This is a genomic window from Paraburkholderia sp. BR10923, from assembly GCF_040948765.1.
In the GTDB taxonomy this organism is placed as follows: Bacteria; Pseudomonadota; Gammaproteobacteria; order Burkholderiales; family Burkholderiaceae; genus Paraburkholderia; species Paraburkholderia youngii.
In genome coordinates this window covers 332,720-346,453 of record NZ_JBFPKO010000007.1, presented here as the reverse complement: position 1 = coordinate 346,453, position 13,734 = coordinate 332,720, and the positions used below count along the sequence as shown (strand labels likewise).

At 60.8% G+C, this 13,734-nt stretch carries 12 protein-coding genes and 1 pseudogene; 9 read left to right on the top strand and 4 right to left on the bottom strand.

The features are described 5' to 3' along the window. Positions 1–86: 86 nt before the first annotated feature. Complete coding sequence (locus AB3X94_RS16150) at positions 87–671, bottom strand: lytic transglycosylase domain-containing protein (protein WP_368612072.1); 585 nt, start codon at positions 669–671, stop codon at positions 87–89. A 1,285-nt stretch (positions 672–1,956) separates the two neighbouring features. On the opposite strand from AB3X94_RS16150, the gene AB3X94_RS16145 reads away from it, so the two are divergent. Together AB3X94_RS16145 and AB3X94_RS16140 are read left to right on the top strand one after the other, a co-directional pair. Further along, positions 1,957–3,930, top strand: a complete 1,974-nt coding sequence (locus tag AB3X94_RS16145; RefSeq protein WP_176109053.1) for an APC family permease — start codon at positions 1,957–1,959, stop codon at positions 3,928–3,930. A 136-nt stretch (positions 3,931–4,066) separates the two neighbouring features. After that, entirely contained in the window at positions 4,067–6,025 is a 1,959-nt protein-coding gene (locus AB3X94_RS16140; RefSeq protein ID WP_176109052.1) for an APC family permease, read from the top strand. Positions 6,026–6,359: 334 nt separating this feature from the next. Here AB3X94_RS16140 and AB3X94_RS16135 read toward each other — a convergent pair whose 3' ends face one another. Continuing rightward, positions 6,360–7,133, bottom strand: coding sequence for a PTS sugar transporter subunit IIA (locus AB3X94_RS16135; RefSeq protein WP_368612071.1), 774 nt, complete (start codon positions 7,131–7,133; stop codon positions 6,360–6,362). A gap of 755 nt (positions 7,134–7,888) precedes the next feature. Here AB3X94_RS16135 and AB3X94_RS16130 point away from each other — a divergent pair. From AB3X94_RS16130 to AB3X94_RS16100, 7 genes are all read left to right on the top strand, one after another. Then, positions 7,889–8,128 carry a hypothetical protein gene (locus tag AB3X94_RS16130; protein ID WP_368612070.1) on the top strand — a complete coding sequence of 80 codons (240 nt, stop codon included), beginning with the start codon at positions 7,889–7,891 and terminating at the stop codon, positions 8,126–8,128. A gap of 12 nt (positions 8,129–8,140) precedes the next feature. After that, positions 8,141–8,755, top strand: coding sequence for a GNAT family N-acetyltransferase (locus AB3X94_RS16125; protein WP_176109050.1), 615 nt, complete (start codon positions 8,141–8,143; stop codon positions 8,753–8,755). Positions 8,756–8,812: 57 nt separating this feature from the next. Next, positions 8,813–9,214, top strand: a complete 402-nt coding sequence (locus AB3X94_RS16120) for a hypothetical protein (protein WP_176109049.1) — start codon at positions 8,813–8,815, stop codon at positions 9,212–9,214. 415 nt (positions 9,215–9,629) lie between these two features. Then, positions 9,630–9,920 (top strand): hypothetical protein, encoded by a 291-nt coding sequence (locus AB3X94_RS16115; protein ID WP_368612069.1) that lies wholly within the window; start codon positions 9,630–9,632, stop codon positions 9,918–9,920. Positions 9,921–10,040: 120 nt separating this feature from the next. Continuing rightward, complete coding sequence (locus AB3X94_RS16110) at positions 10,041–10,415, top strand: hypothetical protein (RefSeq protein WP_368612068.1); 375 nt, start codon at positions 10,041–10,043, stop codon at positions 10,413–10,415. Positions 10,416–11,009: 594 nt separating this feature from the next. After that, positions 11,010–11,351, top strand: coding sequence for a hypothetical protein (locus tag AB3X94_RS16105; protein WP_176109046.1), 342 nt, complete (start codon positions 11,010–11,012; stop codon positions 11,349–11,351). A gap of 2 nt (positions 11,352–11,353) precedes the next feature. Next, positions 11,354–12,238: a 4-hydroxy-tetrahydrodipicolinate synthase gene (locus AB3X94_RS16100; protein WP_176109045.1), complete on the top strand. Its 885-nt coding sequence runs from the start codon at positions 11,354–11,356 to the stop codon at positions 12,236–12,238. 436 nt (positions 12,239–12,674) lie between these two features. On the opposite strand, the pseudogene AB3X94_RS16095 reads toward AB3X94_RS16100, so the two are convergent. Further along, positions 12,675–13,122, bottom strand: a pseudogene (locus tag AB3X94_RS16095) (SET domain-containing protein). A 112-nt stretch (positions 13,123–13,234) separates the two neighbouring features. Next, complete coding sequence (locus tag AB3X94_RS16090; protein ID WP_368612067.1) at positions 13,235–13,480, bottom strand: response regulator transcription factor; 246 nt, start codon at positions 13,478–13,480, stop codon at positions 13,235–13,237. Positions 13,481–13,734: the final 254 nt, after the last annotated feature.

The window sequence follows — 13,734 nt, the reverse complement described above, 5'->3', positions numbered from 1 at the left end:
TCCGCCTCGAGGAAACGAAGAGGGGCTTTGTACTGCTCCGCCGACCGTGGGTGGTCGAGTTGGAGCAGTTTTGATCAGATCGGTCGTTACCCATTTTGCGTGCCAAGCAATAGCGTAAAACGGTGCATATGCACGAGAACGCGGTGCGTATAGCCCTTTTCGCCGCCGCTGTACCGCCACAGCGCGGCGGTAACGTCGCCTCCGGAAGCGTCGAGGTAATCGCGCAATATCGACGAGCCGATGCGGACATTGACGGCGGGATCGTCGAGTTCCTTGACGCTAGCGAACGCCTGTGGATGGGCGGCGGGCAGTATTTGCATCAGCCCACGTGCACCGACCGCGCTCACCGCATGCGGGTCGAAGCCGGATTCGACAGCCATCACCGACAACAGCAGAATAGGGGACATCGAATAGCGGTTCGCTTCGGTCAGGACAGCTTGTGCAATCTTCAAAGAATCAGCAGCCGACACGCGAAACTGCGCGCGCAGCGCTGCGACGATGTCGTCGGGCCTCGAAAAGGGACGGGCCTCGCTCGCAGCAGAGACGCCTGAATTTTGCGCATGTGCGTAATGCAAGAGGCTGCATAGTGCGAGGGCCGCCGTCATCAAGGCAAGGCGCAATAGTGCGTATTTCCGGCGTGCTTTGGCAAGACCAGGTTTTTGTTCGTGCATATGATCAGGGAGGAGCCCGGATGCAAGCACTGTAAAGACGATATCGTTGAAGTTTTCAAAAAAAATCAGTAGTGCACGTAAAAATCGGATAAATATCTTAAAAGCTGGAGGGTGTTAGAAGGTCATCTTCGTCCGGCATCGGGCGGCCGTCGGCACCGCCCTGGCGGAATTCGTGCGCCACCTTGACTCGCTTCCATTCGAGCCCCTTGGCACAGGGCACGGTTGAGATCACATAGTGTCTTGCGCCGCCGAGCGCTGCGCCAGCGCCCGCGGATAGCCCGTACCGAGCTCATTGATGATGCGCACGACCGGCAGCAGATCCTGCCCAAATGCGAGCTCAAGCCCGTTTCGGCACACCATTGCCTCAGCGCGCTTTCGACAGCATCGGCTTCAATTGAATACCAGCGCTTGAGAACGCCTTCACGCTCGGGCAAATCCTTGAACTACAGCTTCGGCTGCTCTACGTGGCCGTGACTCGTGCGTAGCCCGGTATCTCCGCATTGCACGACGGGCTGCTGCGGCCTTTCAGTCTCCGGCGCTGCCTCCTGCCGGTGAAAGCGGAGTGGGCGTTGCCCGACGATGTTTGCGCAGTACGGTCCGGCAGATGAGGACGCAGTTCGGCCTCGATCCGATCGATGGTCGGTGACGCTTCGAGGAGTGCGCTTAGGCCCACGTAAAGAGCTGCGTTTAGCGACCTGGACTAGAGGCGCGCGCTTGCCCAGGCATGGCCGAATCCGGAATTTGTGCAGCAGCCCGCTGCACAATTGCCGTGGTTCCACCTTTGCACCTTGCTCGACAAGGTCAAAGATATCGCGCGTCGGGACAGGTAGGCCGCCAAAGCGCTCGGGCACGGCTGGCCGCGCAGCGTGTTGGTCATACAGGTCGAGACGGCCGCGCGCGCAGGCAATGCGGGCAACCGCAGAGCGGTTGCCGCCACCGCAATCCGATTTGGCGCGCGACGCTCTCAAGGATCCGTATTGCGCTTCTTTTTTGCTCAAGGTCGCCTCGCTGACGCTTACCCGGCTTGCCGCTGTGCCAGTGAGAGTAACGGCGCTTCCGGTTCGCGGCTCCGACGGCCCGCGGACCAGTACCAACGGTGAACTTCCTTTCAAATCGTCGGCTTCCACACACAGGGCCACCGCCGGCTGGCATACGCATCGGAACTGCACTACATTGACCGTGAGGGGATTCGACGGCCCTCGAACACGTGCTTCGCCGATACGGCAGCGCGTCGGCGCCGCCACTCGCGACGACATCGCTGCGGATTGATCTGCCGGGAGACGCCATGGCCACTTTCAACAGGATGTGGCAGTTGATCTTCGGTAAGCCACTCGACCCGCTGGATCCGCGCACCCGCCATGCGATCGCTGTTACACCCCTGTTGGCCTGGGTAGGCCTCGGTGCGGATGGCCTTTCGTCATCCTGCTACGGTCCTGAAGAAGCCTTTCTCGCGCTTGGCCCGCACACGCAGCTCGCTTTTTTTCTCGCTGTCGCCACCGCTGCCACGGTATTCATCATCGCAATCGGCTACAACCAGGTCATCGAACTGTTTCCGACTGGCGGTGGCGGATACCGGGTCGCTACCGCGCTGCTGGGTCCACGCCCTGGGCTCGTGTCGGGCGCGGCACTACTAGTCGACTATGTACTGACGATCGCCACCTCGCTGGCGAGCGGCGTCGATGCGTTTTTCAGCTTGCTGCCCGTTGGCGCGCAGAGCGTCAAACTTGCCACCGAGCTGATACTGATCGTGCTGATGACAGGTCTGAATTTCCGCGGCATGAGGGAATCGATCCTCGTGCTACTGCCGATCTTTCTCGGCTTCGTGGTGCTGCACCTTGTCCTGATCGTTTATGGCGTCGCCGTACACGGCGATCATCTGGCCTCGGTCGTTCCCGGCGCGGTGGGGGAGGCGCGCGGCATTTCGCATGCGCTGGGACCGCTCGTGATGATAGCGCTGCTGATGCGCGCGTTCTCGCTGGGCGGTGGGACCTATACCGGGCTCGAAGCGGTGTCGAACAACGTCAACATGCTGGCCGAGCCGCGCGTGCCCAACGGCAAGATCACGATGTTCTACATGTCGACGTCGCTCGCCTTCACGGCCGGGGGCATCATCCTGCTCTACATGCTGTGGCACGCGCAGCCGGTGGAAGGCCAGACACTCAACGCGGTAGTGTTCGGCAGCGTGATCGACCGCCTCGGCCTTGGTTCGGCACTCGCGCGGCATGCGTTGCTTGCAGCCGTGCTTGCCTTCGAGGCCGGACTGCTGCTGGTCGGCGCGCAAACCGGCTTTCTCGATGGCCCTGCCGTGCTGTCGAACATGGCCTCCGATTCATGGGTGCCACGTCATTTCCGTGATCTGTCGACGCGGCTGGTCAGGCAGAACGGCATCATGGTGATGGGTATCGCGAGCCTTGCGATCCTGATGTGGACGCGTGGAGACGTGTCGGTTCTCGTGGTTCTGTACAGCATCAACGTGTTCCTGACGTTCAGCCTGTCGCTGCTTGGCATGTGCACGTACTGGTGGCGTCACCGCCGTGACGGCGAGCCCTGGGTACGGCAATTCGCATTGTCAGCGCTCGGCTTATCGGTTACCAGTACCGTGCTGGTCATCACGCTGGTCGAGAAGTTCACCGAGGGCGGCTGGCTGACGGTGCTGGTGACGAGCGCCGTGATCGCGCTGTGCTTTCTCATCAAACATCACTACGACGATACGCGTACCCAGCTTGCGAAGGAGGATGCGCTCTTTGCCGGCGCGCCTCCCGACGTCAGCGAGGCCACAGCCCCCGGCAAGCCTGACCCGTCGCAGCCGACGGCGATTCTGCTGGTCGGCAGGCATCGCGGGGCGAGCATGCATGCGCTGCTGTGGGTGAACCGGCTCTTCCCCGGGCATTTCAAAAACGTGATCTTTCTCGCCGTCGGCGAAGTCGACGCACAAAGCTATGAAGGCGCCGAGCACCTGGAGCGTCTGCAGCAAACCATGTCGGCCGCACTCGAATACTACGTCGCGTATTGCCGCAAGCATGGGATGGCAGCCGAGTATCGGATCGCGTTCGGAACGCATCCAGTCGTCGAGTTCATGAAACTCGCCGAATCCACGGTAGACGAGTTTCCTAACAGTGTATGTTTCGCCAGCAAACTGATCTTCAAGCGCGTCAATTTCCTGACTGCATGGTTGCACAACCAGACGCCCGTTGAGATACAGACGCGCCTGCATTTGCAAGGTAGGCAGATGGTGCTGTTGCCCATGAATGTCGGGTGAGGGACGGACCGGGGTTGCAGTCGGTATCACTGTGCCCGGAGGGCTTTGTGCTGGTCACATGGCGATGGGTGGACGCCTGCGGCAAGCTGCCAGGGCTCGCCAGCGGCGAAATGGCGGATGGCAAATCGTGCTTAACATGAAGCGATTCTCGCGGTGGCTGACGGGTGGGCCGCGTGATGCCGCCGATCCCGCCGCGCGCCGCGGGCTCCTGCTGACCACTGTGCTCGCCTCGGCAGGGCTCGGAGCGAACGGCCTGTCGTCGGCATGCTACGGACCCGAGAAGGCCTTCCTGGCGCTCGGCGACCACCCCGAACTCGGGCCGATTCTCGCACTGGCGGCCGTCGCGACCCTCGCTGTTCTCGCGCTGGCCTACACGCAGATCATCGAGCTATTTCCCTCTGGTGGAGGAAACTACAAAATCGTCTCACAGCTGCTTGGACCGAGAATGGGAATGATCGCAGGCGCCGCGCTGCTGGTCGACTACATGCTGACCATTGCCGTATCGCTGGCAAGCGGCACCGACGCCTTGTTCAGCCTTTTTCCATCTGGCGCGCAGGCGCACAAGCTCGCGGTAGAGGCCGGTCTGATTCTGCTGCTGATCACACTGAATATTCGCGGCGTGAGCGCGGCTATCCGGTTTCTCCTGCCGATCATCATTGGGTTTCTGCTGAGTCACGCAATCCTGATCGTTTACGGCATCGCCTCCTCGACGCACAGCGTGTCGGCCGCGGCGGCACACACGGCGACCGGCGCCTATCGACTGTCGCAGGCGATCGGCTGGCCCCTGGTCGCAGCATTCCTGCTGCGCGCCTATTCGCTTGGCGGGAGCTCCTTTACCGGCATCGAGGCGATCGCGAACAACGTCAACCTGCTGGCCTGGCCGCGCTACAGAAGAGGGAAGACAACTCTGATGACTGTCGCGCTGACCCTGGGATTCATCGCCGGCGGCATCCTTCTTCTTTACACGCTGACCGGCGTGCGGCCGGTCCACGGGCAGACACTCAATGCCGTCGCCTTCGGAGCGATCATCGGCAGGCTTCCAGTCGGCCCGTTCGCGAGAGGGTCGATCCTTCTGATCGTACTAGCGTTGGAAGGCGCGATCCTCTTTGTGGCCGCGAATTCGATCCTGATCTTTGCGCCCTCCCTTTTGAGCACCATGGCGACGGACTCGTGGCTGCCCCACGGATTCAGCCATCTGTCGAGCGGACTTGTGAGGAAGAACGCCGTGCTGTTTGTCGGCGGCTGCGCACTCACGATACTCGTCGCGACCCGCGGCGAGCTTGGACTATTGGTGGTTCTCTATAGCATCAACGTGTTCCTCAGTCTCGCGCTAGCGAAGGCCAGCCTATGCCGCTATTGGTGGACCCGCCGCGCGCAGGTTCGCGCGTGGCCCCTGCGGGTGGCTGTGGCCGGCGCCGGGTTTGCGATCGCGGCAACGATACTTCTCGTGACCCTTACACAAAAGTTTTCCGCGGGCGGCTGGGCGACCCTGTGCGTGACGTTGCTGGTGATCGCGGGCTGCATGGTAGTACGGCGGCAATACGATTGGGTCGAGGACAGGCGGCGCGAAATGGATGCGAGCTTTGCCTTACCCGCGCACGAGTTCGTTTCCGCCTGCACGCGAGAGTCGATATCGGGTCACCAGGTCGCGGTGCTGCTTGTTACCGAACACTGGGGACCAGCGGTTCACACGTTCTTGTGGATTCAGCGGCTGTTTCCGGAGCAGTTTCGGGCCGTCGTGCTCGTCGGTGTGGTGAAGGTGCAGGCGGACGCACTCGGCACGCCGGAGGCCATCTGGCGCAGGCAGGAGTGCCTTGACGCGTCACTGCATCAGCTGGAGGCCTATTGCTCGAAAGCCGGCCTTGGTGTCACACGCACGGTTGGCAATGGTACAGATACTATCGTGGAGCTGGAGCGGCTGATTCTGGCCACGGTGGCGAGTTTTCCGGGATGTGTCTGCTTTGCCAATCGACTGATCCTGCCGGCAAGCCGGCGTTTCGGCGAATGGTTGCACAACCAGACCGCACTCGGCCTTCAGCGCCGCCTGCATCTGGAGGGTATCCCGCTGATCATATTGCCAATCTCGTTGAGGTAACCGGCCACTCAGGAGAGATGGGTCCGCCTACACGATTATCTTTCGTTGTCAGCACCGAGATGCCTGCTCACGGCAACTCACCAGTAGTTCTCGCCGGGAAGCGGCGACGAACCGCCGCTATCGCGTTCAGCGCATGCGCACTGACCGCCGCTTTGGGCAATCCACCGCGGAACGGTGAATGTCCACTCCAGCCATGTGCAGTCGCTCCCAGCCAGGGGCTTACTCGCCTGCGGACGATACGGCGGGTTGATGGACTGCAACCCCAAGACAAGGATGATGTTCGTACCGAAGGAAGAAGACGCGGTTGCGGACACGCCGTAGTAGGGGGCACGGCCTATGATGCGACGTAGCTCGCGTACAACTGGCACACGGCCTGTGCATCGGTGCACGCATGAAGCCGCTCGCGAAAGTGATGGTCGCAGAAGCGTTGCGCGACGTCGGCCAGCAGATGCAGATGCGTCGCGTAGGCACATTGCGGGACCAGAAGCATGACCGCATCGGAGACAGGGTATCCATCGGGTGCATCGAAGGGAATCGGTACTGCTGGACGCACATACAAAGCCACGGCGCGACGCAGCACCTTGATCTGACCGTGCGGAACGGCGAGTCCTTGACCGAGCGCGGTCGAGCCCAACGCTTCGCGCGCTTCGAGGGCCGCGCTCACGGTCTCCGCAGGCACGCCGAAGCGTTGTTCGCAAACGCGGCCCAGCTCTACGAAGAGCGAGCGACGCTCAGCAACATCGAGGTCCAGCAGCACGTGATCCGGAGACAGGAGTTGCGCAATGCCGTCCTCTGCCATCGCCGTTTCATCCGGTTGAACGGTCGCGCCAGGATACGGGACGGATGCCGGGTTCATCAAGTCCCGCCAGGCGTCGGTTGGGGTGTCAGGAACCTCGAAAAGTTGCACCAGTTCGGCGGTCGGAGCGAGATGGGCTACTCGGTCAATCGCTCCGCTTAGAGCGTGCCTGGGAAGATAGAGCGACAGCCGCACGCGTTGCGCTCCGGGCAACGCCGCAAGGCGGATCGTCCATGGCTGGCCGGCGCAATCGCGGATCAGCGCCTGACGCAGCGGGGTGGCGTGTTGCGCGTCGAGCGTGACGTGCATCATCACATCGCGGCTCGCCGCCGGACGCGGAGGTAGGGGAAGGGGAGTCCTGCCAGATGCGAACAGATCGCGCAGGCTCGCCAGTGGGTGTGTCATATCGGCCGCCGATTTCAGTAGCGAGCCCTGATGTTAACGGTAGCGACATCAAGTTTGCGTAAAAATCGTTGGGTCCATGGCCCGCTTGGTAGCCGTTGAAGGTGTGACCGTGCGACTAGCGCCTAAGGGCAGGCCGCCTGCCAATCGGCGACGCGCCAAACAATCGCAATCAGGTGTACAGCCGTGTCGCGAGGAGGCTGTGCTCAGATATCGAAGCGCGCTATAACCGGTGCGCATGCAGAGAGCAACACGCTTCTCATGTATGTCTTGGGGCAGTGTTGGATCTATTTTTGGCTCCAACACTGATTAGAGAGTCAAAAGTCCGGGTTCGGTTGACGCAGCGAAAGGTCGTTCCATCGCCGGACTCAATGCGATCCACGCACGCATGGCTGAACTCGAGGACACCCTGCCGGCAATCATGATCTCCGGCCTGCAGGACAAGTTGAGGGACATCGACGGGATTCAGCAGGACATTGATCAGCTTCAGAAGCAGATATCCGCACCGTGCTACGCAAGACCTCGGTGTGGGCCGCGCATTATGGGTCGACGCGGTGAACCAGGTGGAACGGCGTTCGGCAGAAACAGAATGTTTATGAAGCGCCGAATCCCTTTTACGCGATTTTTAGATTGAGTGTCGTAAGCTCTAATGCAGGGAAGTCGCAATGCTCCAACAGGACTACCGTATGTCTACTTTGGTGCGCTTTACACGTCGAACCGGTCGTCGAAATCTGGACGATTCTGGAACGGGACTTGATCGCCGGTGCGCGCGTCTGCAATTCATGCGCGCGATCGGTATCGCCGGTGCGCTGGTTGCCTGTGTCGCGGTCGCGTCGGGCTGGGCCGTTGTTGGCCTTGTCGCCTACATCGCATCGCTCGCGCCGCTAATTATCCTTTCCTGGTGAGGCAGAAGCGCCATGCGGTGTACGCCTGTTACGATACCAATTGACGCCATCTTCACGCAGGATTCACTGGATACTGGCCGGGTAATCATCAGGCCGTTTGATCCCGAAGTCGACCTGAATTCGCAGATCACGAAACTGCTGCGCCGGGCAGCCGCGTCGATTGATGTGGCGAGCAACCTCCCGGTCCATTGCCAGCGAAGGGAGCGTACGGTGCATCGGGACACCGTGGACGAAGCGTGCTTTGTCGCCGTATGCAAGGGTCGCCTCGCGGGAACGCTAACCCTGCGCGGTGCGGACCCGGTTTCGACCTGTCGGCACTTTCGGCGGCCAGATGTCGCCACGGTACATCGGTATGGTGTCGAACCGTCGAGGCAGCGGCGGGGCATCGGTCGCGCGCTGCTTTCGTTTGCGAACCGCTGGGCCGCCGCGCACGGATATATGCAATTGGCCCTGGAAGCGCCGATGAACGCACAGGGCCTGCTGGATTTCTACCGCAGCCAGGGCTTCAGTCTGGTTGATTCCGTCCGATTTCCTGGCTGTGAATACGAAAGTGCCGTCCTTACCCGGCCGAGCCTGCCCGGCTGGCCGTGTTTCCGAATGTCGCGCGTCCGCTATCGCTCGCGATGAGCAGGAATCTCCACGTACCATTGCCCCCAGTAGTTGCTTTCAAAGAGATATGCTGGAATGAGAGCAAGACATGAGAAGCTCGACCCACCGAGCACGCGTGCCGGAATGGTGCCCCGAGGTCGAGACTTGCCGCACAGGCGTGCACTTGTCAAGATCGCGGTCCTGGTTGTGCTCGCCAACCAGATCCTCACTACGGCGTTTGCATTTCTTGCGCATCGCAATTACCCCGACGTCGCGTTTGGCCTCACGACGCTGTTCAGCGTCGCGTTATGCTCCATCCTCATTGTCTGGATTCGGACGGAAGCGAAGTATGCGTGGGAGGACGCGGTCGAATCTGGCGTCGTCAGCCCCGTCGCGATAGCTCGCGGCAGCGCGGTCGTGATCCGGCCGGAATGCCCGCGCCGCTGGCTCGTCGTGCTGCATGTGGAATGGAAGGGCGGATTTGCCGCAACAGAATAGTTTCGAGCCTTTACGATCTTTTTACTTGCCAGTCCGCCACGGCGTAATAGAATATTCGAGTATCAAAAAGATAAAGCCGTTCATATGAGCGCCATCCGAAGTTCCCGTCCCCCGAGTCGTTTCGCTGCCTGACAGGCAGGACGTCTGCGTCTCTTTCTTTGAGCCACCGTCTTGCAATCAGGCAAGCGGTGTGCATTCTCATTACTTTCCATGCACCACATCGCGCCACGTGGGTAGTGGTATTGCGACTGTCCGTGGGCGAAGTGCGGCCACTTCGAACTCTGCGCGAGTTTCGGGCACAAGGCCGCGCAAGCTGGCCGCGTGTCCGACTTACATCCTGCTTCAGGCGTAGTCATCGCAGCGCATGGGATTGCCGCAAACGGGCTGGCGTAGCTTCATTTAAAAAGGAATACTTATGAAAAATTCAGATGCAGAGAATCTGGAGTCAGGTTCGCCGCGTCTGAGCGCGCACGAGATGGCGGCATTGATGCTGCTCGGCCATGCGCCGGTCAAGGTCGACGTGGAAGTGGAGGATCTTGACATGACTGCGCTTCACGATGCGGGACTCGCGCAACGAATTGAGCGCGAACCGGGCTGGCAGGAGTTTTCGATTACGAGCGAGGGCAGGGATGTATTGCGCGTGCTTGGTGCATTGACCGCTCCTGAAGACGTCAGCGAATGGCTCGCCGCGTCCGGCACGTTATGAACGTAGTGCCCTCGTCCGGAATGGGGCACTCCGGGCAGCAAGCAGATATCAGCTACTGCGTTTAATTCCTGGTTAGTAAGTAATGTGTTCTGTACTGGAAAATGAAAAAAGGAGTCTGCCATGTTTGAACTCAACAAGGAATATACCCGCGAAGCGATTCACTCGGTTTGTGGGGGCAGCAAGCAGGCTTTCCTTCCTGCGAAGAATGGAGGGATCGTGGCCGCCTGCCTGCGGACGGATCTGAATCCACAGGCGCCGCACGTCATCATCTGCGACGGCAGCGCTTCGGCGCGTGCTGCTGGCCGGACGCTCGCGGCTCAGCGGAATGCGATTCCGGTATTCATCAAGATCGAAGTGGACTCGTTCCGCTTCGTCGGTCTGTTCACAGTAAGTGAATCCCTGACCGCACCCCTCGACTGCGCGCCATATGTGCGCAGCAGCGGATTCACACCGGGCCAGGTGTCTCGCGTACTGAAGATGGCACGTTGCCAGTAGGTGTCGTCAGTGCCCGACCGACCCGGGAGGCGGCATGCAGGCACTGATGAAAGCACGCGCGGCTGCCCATTGCCGCCGCGCGTTGTTCAATCGAGGTCGAGCCTCGCCGCTATCTCGACTACACGGTTGAGCGGCAGCCTCAGGTGGCTGGTAGTACCCCGGTAATCCGCATCCGATCTAGTGCGGGCGAATCGTTCAAGCGGATGCCCATCGTCCTTCCGGCTCTTCGACCATTTACTCTCAGCACCAACATACGCCTGAATCAAAAACGTGACTGTCACGCTGGGTGACGCCAAAATCGCCATCACTCCACCACCAGCCAAAGTAAAAGTACAAACGTAGCCAGGTATCGGGAACCGAACGCGCTTGCCGCGCCACGTAGCCGATCGCGTCAGCGTGATGAGGGCGGCAATCAGCGTCCAATTGGACAGTCCCGCGTCGGAAGCGTCGGCGACGTTCAGATATCGACGCCCGTCGATCTCGAATCCATCGCACTTTTTTCCACGCGATGGCCTGATTTTTTCACGATCTTTACTCGTTATCCCTTACGCTGAAACCGTGTCGAATCCACCCGGATCTTTCCAAACGCATATCATGGCCCCCGCCCTGTCGCTCAATATCCCCGATGAAGGCACCCGTCGCGCTGTAGCGGCTGTTAAACCCAATAACGTGATCCCGTTTCCTTCGCGCGTGCTGCTGCCCGTGTCCTTCGTGTACGCGTCGGATGAAAGGTCGCCCACGCAACTGCAGGCACTTCTGCACTCGCCGCTCGGCGTCTACGTGACCTCGATCGAGCGGGCTCGCAACGAAGTGAGCGTGCAGCTCGACATCGCGCCCAACGACCTCGACTTCACGTTGCACACATTGATTGCGACGCTGCCGGAAGCGAGGATCGGGCGCGCTTCGCGCCACGTCGGCAACGAGGGGGCACGCTGATCATGTACTCGGGAGTCTGGTTGCCGATCGTCACGCCGTTCCGCCGCGGCAGAGTTGACATCGATGCATTGCAATACCTCGCCGATATGTATCTGCGCACGGAAATCAGCGGCTTCGTCGCGCTTGGCACGACGGGCGAGGCCGCCTTGCTGTCGCAGACCGAGCGTGCCTCGGTGCTGGATGCGCTCTTCGGGGTTGTCGGCAAAAAGCTGCCGGTGCTTGTGGGCGCCGGCGCCCCGGACACGCGCGAAGTGCTGCGCGAAATCGATACCTACGACCGCTGGGACTGCGCGGGCTACCTCGTGTCGGCACCGTCTTACGTCTGCCCCGATCAGACTGGCGTGCGATGGCATTTCGATCAGATTGCGCGGGCAACCAGTCGCCCGATCGTGCTGTACAACGTGCCCCATCGGACGGGCGTGACGATTGCGCCCGACACAGTCGCGGCCCTGCTCGAGCACGACAACGTCGTCGCCATCAAGGAGTGCGTGGCAAGCCACTTTAGCGAACTCAGCAGCTTGTCTGTGAGCCTGTTGTGCGGCAACGATGAAGCATTCGTCGATTGCCTGAGCATGGGGGGCGCCGGTGGCGTCCTCGCGAGCGCTCACGTCTTCGCGGACGTGCTCACCGAAGTTCTCGCACTGATGAACGCCGACCGCGAGACAGATGCCCGCGCGCTGTTCGCACATGTGAGCCCGATTACACGGCTCCTGTTTTCCGCTCCAAACCCGGCCGCGATCAAGGCGATGATCGCTCTCGACCATCCGATTTGCGCCGAGACGCGCATGCCGATCGCTCCCGCATCGGCGGAACTGGTCGCGCGGCTCCGCGATGCGCGCGAGAAGGTGCAAGCGCTGCGTGCCGACTGCCAGGGAGCGAATATCTAGCTGGTGGCTGCCGTTCCTCGAGGACGGTCCGTGCAGCCCTCGGCGAGGCCGCTCCGTGGCTCGTAAGCCGCACGATCGGGATTTGCGGATCCAGCGCGCTTGAACTACTTGCGCAGGGTGAGCGGCAGCGCGTCATGCACGTCCTGAATCCCCTGCGTTACGGACCGTGTACATGACGATGCGGGAGGCATGCAGAGATACCCTAGGAAGGACCGGTATAGCGCATCCTGCGAAGTTCGTAATCCTTGTCGTGCACACGCTGTCCCGTAAGCCCTGTGTTACGCCATGCTGGAAACCTAAGCCGCCGCTGGACTGGCTGCATTACTCCAAGATCTGACTGACAAGCTGCGCACACAACATATCGGCGCGCGCTGGGTCTCTGTGAGACGTCGTAAACATTGCTCATCGGATCGTCTGTACGTCAGCAGAATTACGATTACGCTGACTCAGCACGGTTGCCCAGCATGGTTTGACGACATGCCGAAGCAACCGCAATGACAGGTGTACCTGGCACGGATGTCGTCGGTGACCGCGCCGTCGACTGACAGACCATAGTCGATGAAGAGCTCGTGGCCGGGTGCGATAGCGGCGAGCGCATGAATGAACACCTGCTCGCCCGTTTCGATGGCTTCGCAGTTGGGGGAGCAGGCATTCAGAAAGCGGGCGCTGTTGCCACCACGGCTGCCGTCGATCACACGCCCGTCAGACAGGCCGAACACGAACGTGTGGCCCGCCTCGGAGTGCTGACGGGCGGCGGCGCGCCGCCAGCTGGTCACTTCTCCCTTGTAGTCGATGACCCGTTCACCCGCGGCGATCGGCTGTAGCGCGAACAGTCCCATGCCATGTGCCGGAGAGCGTCGTGCAGTGATGCGTCGCAATCGCATGGTGTCGTTTGCTTCTGGTGCGTCGGTTGGCAAGGGTGGCTGATGGGCGATCCGAAGCATATCGCCACGGTCAGCGCCGTTCAATGTCTTTATCTTAAACTGCAACTAACGATCATGGCCCGATCGCACTCGCACTCCGGCTTCGCGGCAAACCGGCTAGCAAAGGGCGCCCTGGCTGATAGTCGAGAAAGATCAGGTCATAAGCGTCGCGCTGCAAGCGTTCGACGGCCTCGTCATAGCTGCCGGCTTCATCGATATCGAGCGCCGGCTCCGAACTGAGGATCAGTCTTTTCATCGCCGAGCGCGTTAGCCCCTCGTCTTCGACCAGCAAAACGCGGCGAAAAAACAGATTGTCCATGACACCTCCCAGGTCGCAACCATCGTAGCCGGCTTGAGGGGATCTGGAATCCCTCCCTTTTCGGGGGACCCTTCGGGTAAGCCTTCAGGGCGAAGCCCAGCACCGATTCGCTGGTCATGCCTTTTCCGCTCGCGTTCCGTTCCATCGATTTGATAGGCAAGTTACGCAGGATTCCGATAGACCTAGGACATTCCCTATACGGCGTCCCAAGCTTTGTAAGCTTCGAATGTTCGGATTGTTCCTGCTGCCGCCAA

Excerpts from the sequence above, each read along its gene's own strand:
- AB3X94_RS16150 (WP_368612072.1), bottom strand. The coding sequence starts at position 671 with ATGCACGAACAAAAACCTGGTCTTGCCAAAGCACGCCGGAAATACGCA.
- AB3X94_RS16145 (WP_176109053.1), top strand. The coding sequence starts at position 1,957 with ATGGCCACTTTCAACAGGATGTGGCAGTTGATCTTCGGTAAGCCACTC.
- AB3X94_RS16140 (WP_176109052.1), top strand. The coding sequence starts at position 4,067 with ATGAAGCGATTCTCGCGGTGGCTGACGGGTGGGCCGCGTGATGCCGCC.
- AB3X94_RS16135 (WP_368612071.1), bottom strand. The coding sequence starts at position 7,133 with ATGATGCACGTCACGCTCGACGCGCAACACGCCACCCCGCTGCGTCAG.
- AB3X94_RS16130 (WP_368612070.1), top strand. The coding sequence starts at position 7,889 with ATGCTCCAACAGGACTACCGTATGTCTACTTTGGTGCGCTTTACACGT.
- AB3X94_RS16125 (WP_176109050.1), top strand. The coding sequence starts at position 8,141 with ATGCGGTGTACGCCTGTTACGATACCAATTGACGCCATCTTCACGCAG.
- AB3X94_RS16120 (WP_176109049.1), top strand. The coding sequence starts at position 8,813 with ATGAGAGCAAGACATGAGAAGCTCGACCCACCGAGCACGCGTGCCGGA.
- AB3X94_RS16115 (WP_368612069.1), top strand. The coding sequence starts at position 9,630 with ATGAAAAATTCAGATGCAGAGAATCTGGAGTCAGGTTCGCCGCGTCTG.
- AB3X94_RS16110 (WP_368612068.1), top strand. The coding sequence starts at position 10,041 with ATGTTTGAACTCAACAAGGAATATACCCGCGAAGCGATTCACTCGGTT.
- AB3X94_RS16105 (WP_176109046.1), top strand. The coding sequence starts at position 11,010 with ATGGCCCCCGCCCTGTCGCTCAATATCCCCGATGAAGGCACCCGTCGC.
- AB3X94_RS16100 (WP_176109045.1), top strand. The coding sequence starts at position 11,354 with ATGTACTCGGGAGTCTGGTTGCCGATCGTCACGCCGTTCCGCCGCGGC.
- AB3X94_RS16090 (WP_368612067.1), bottom strand. The coding sequence starts at position 13,480 with ATGGACAATCTGTTTTTTCGCCGCGTTTTGCTGGTCGAAGACGAGGGG.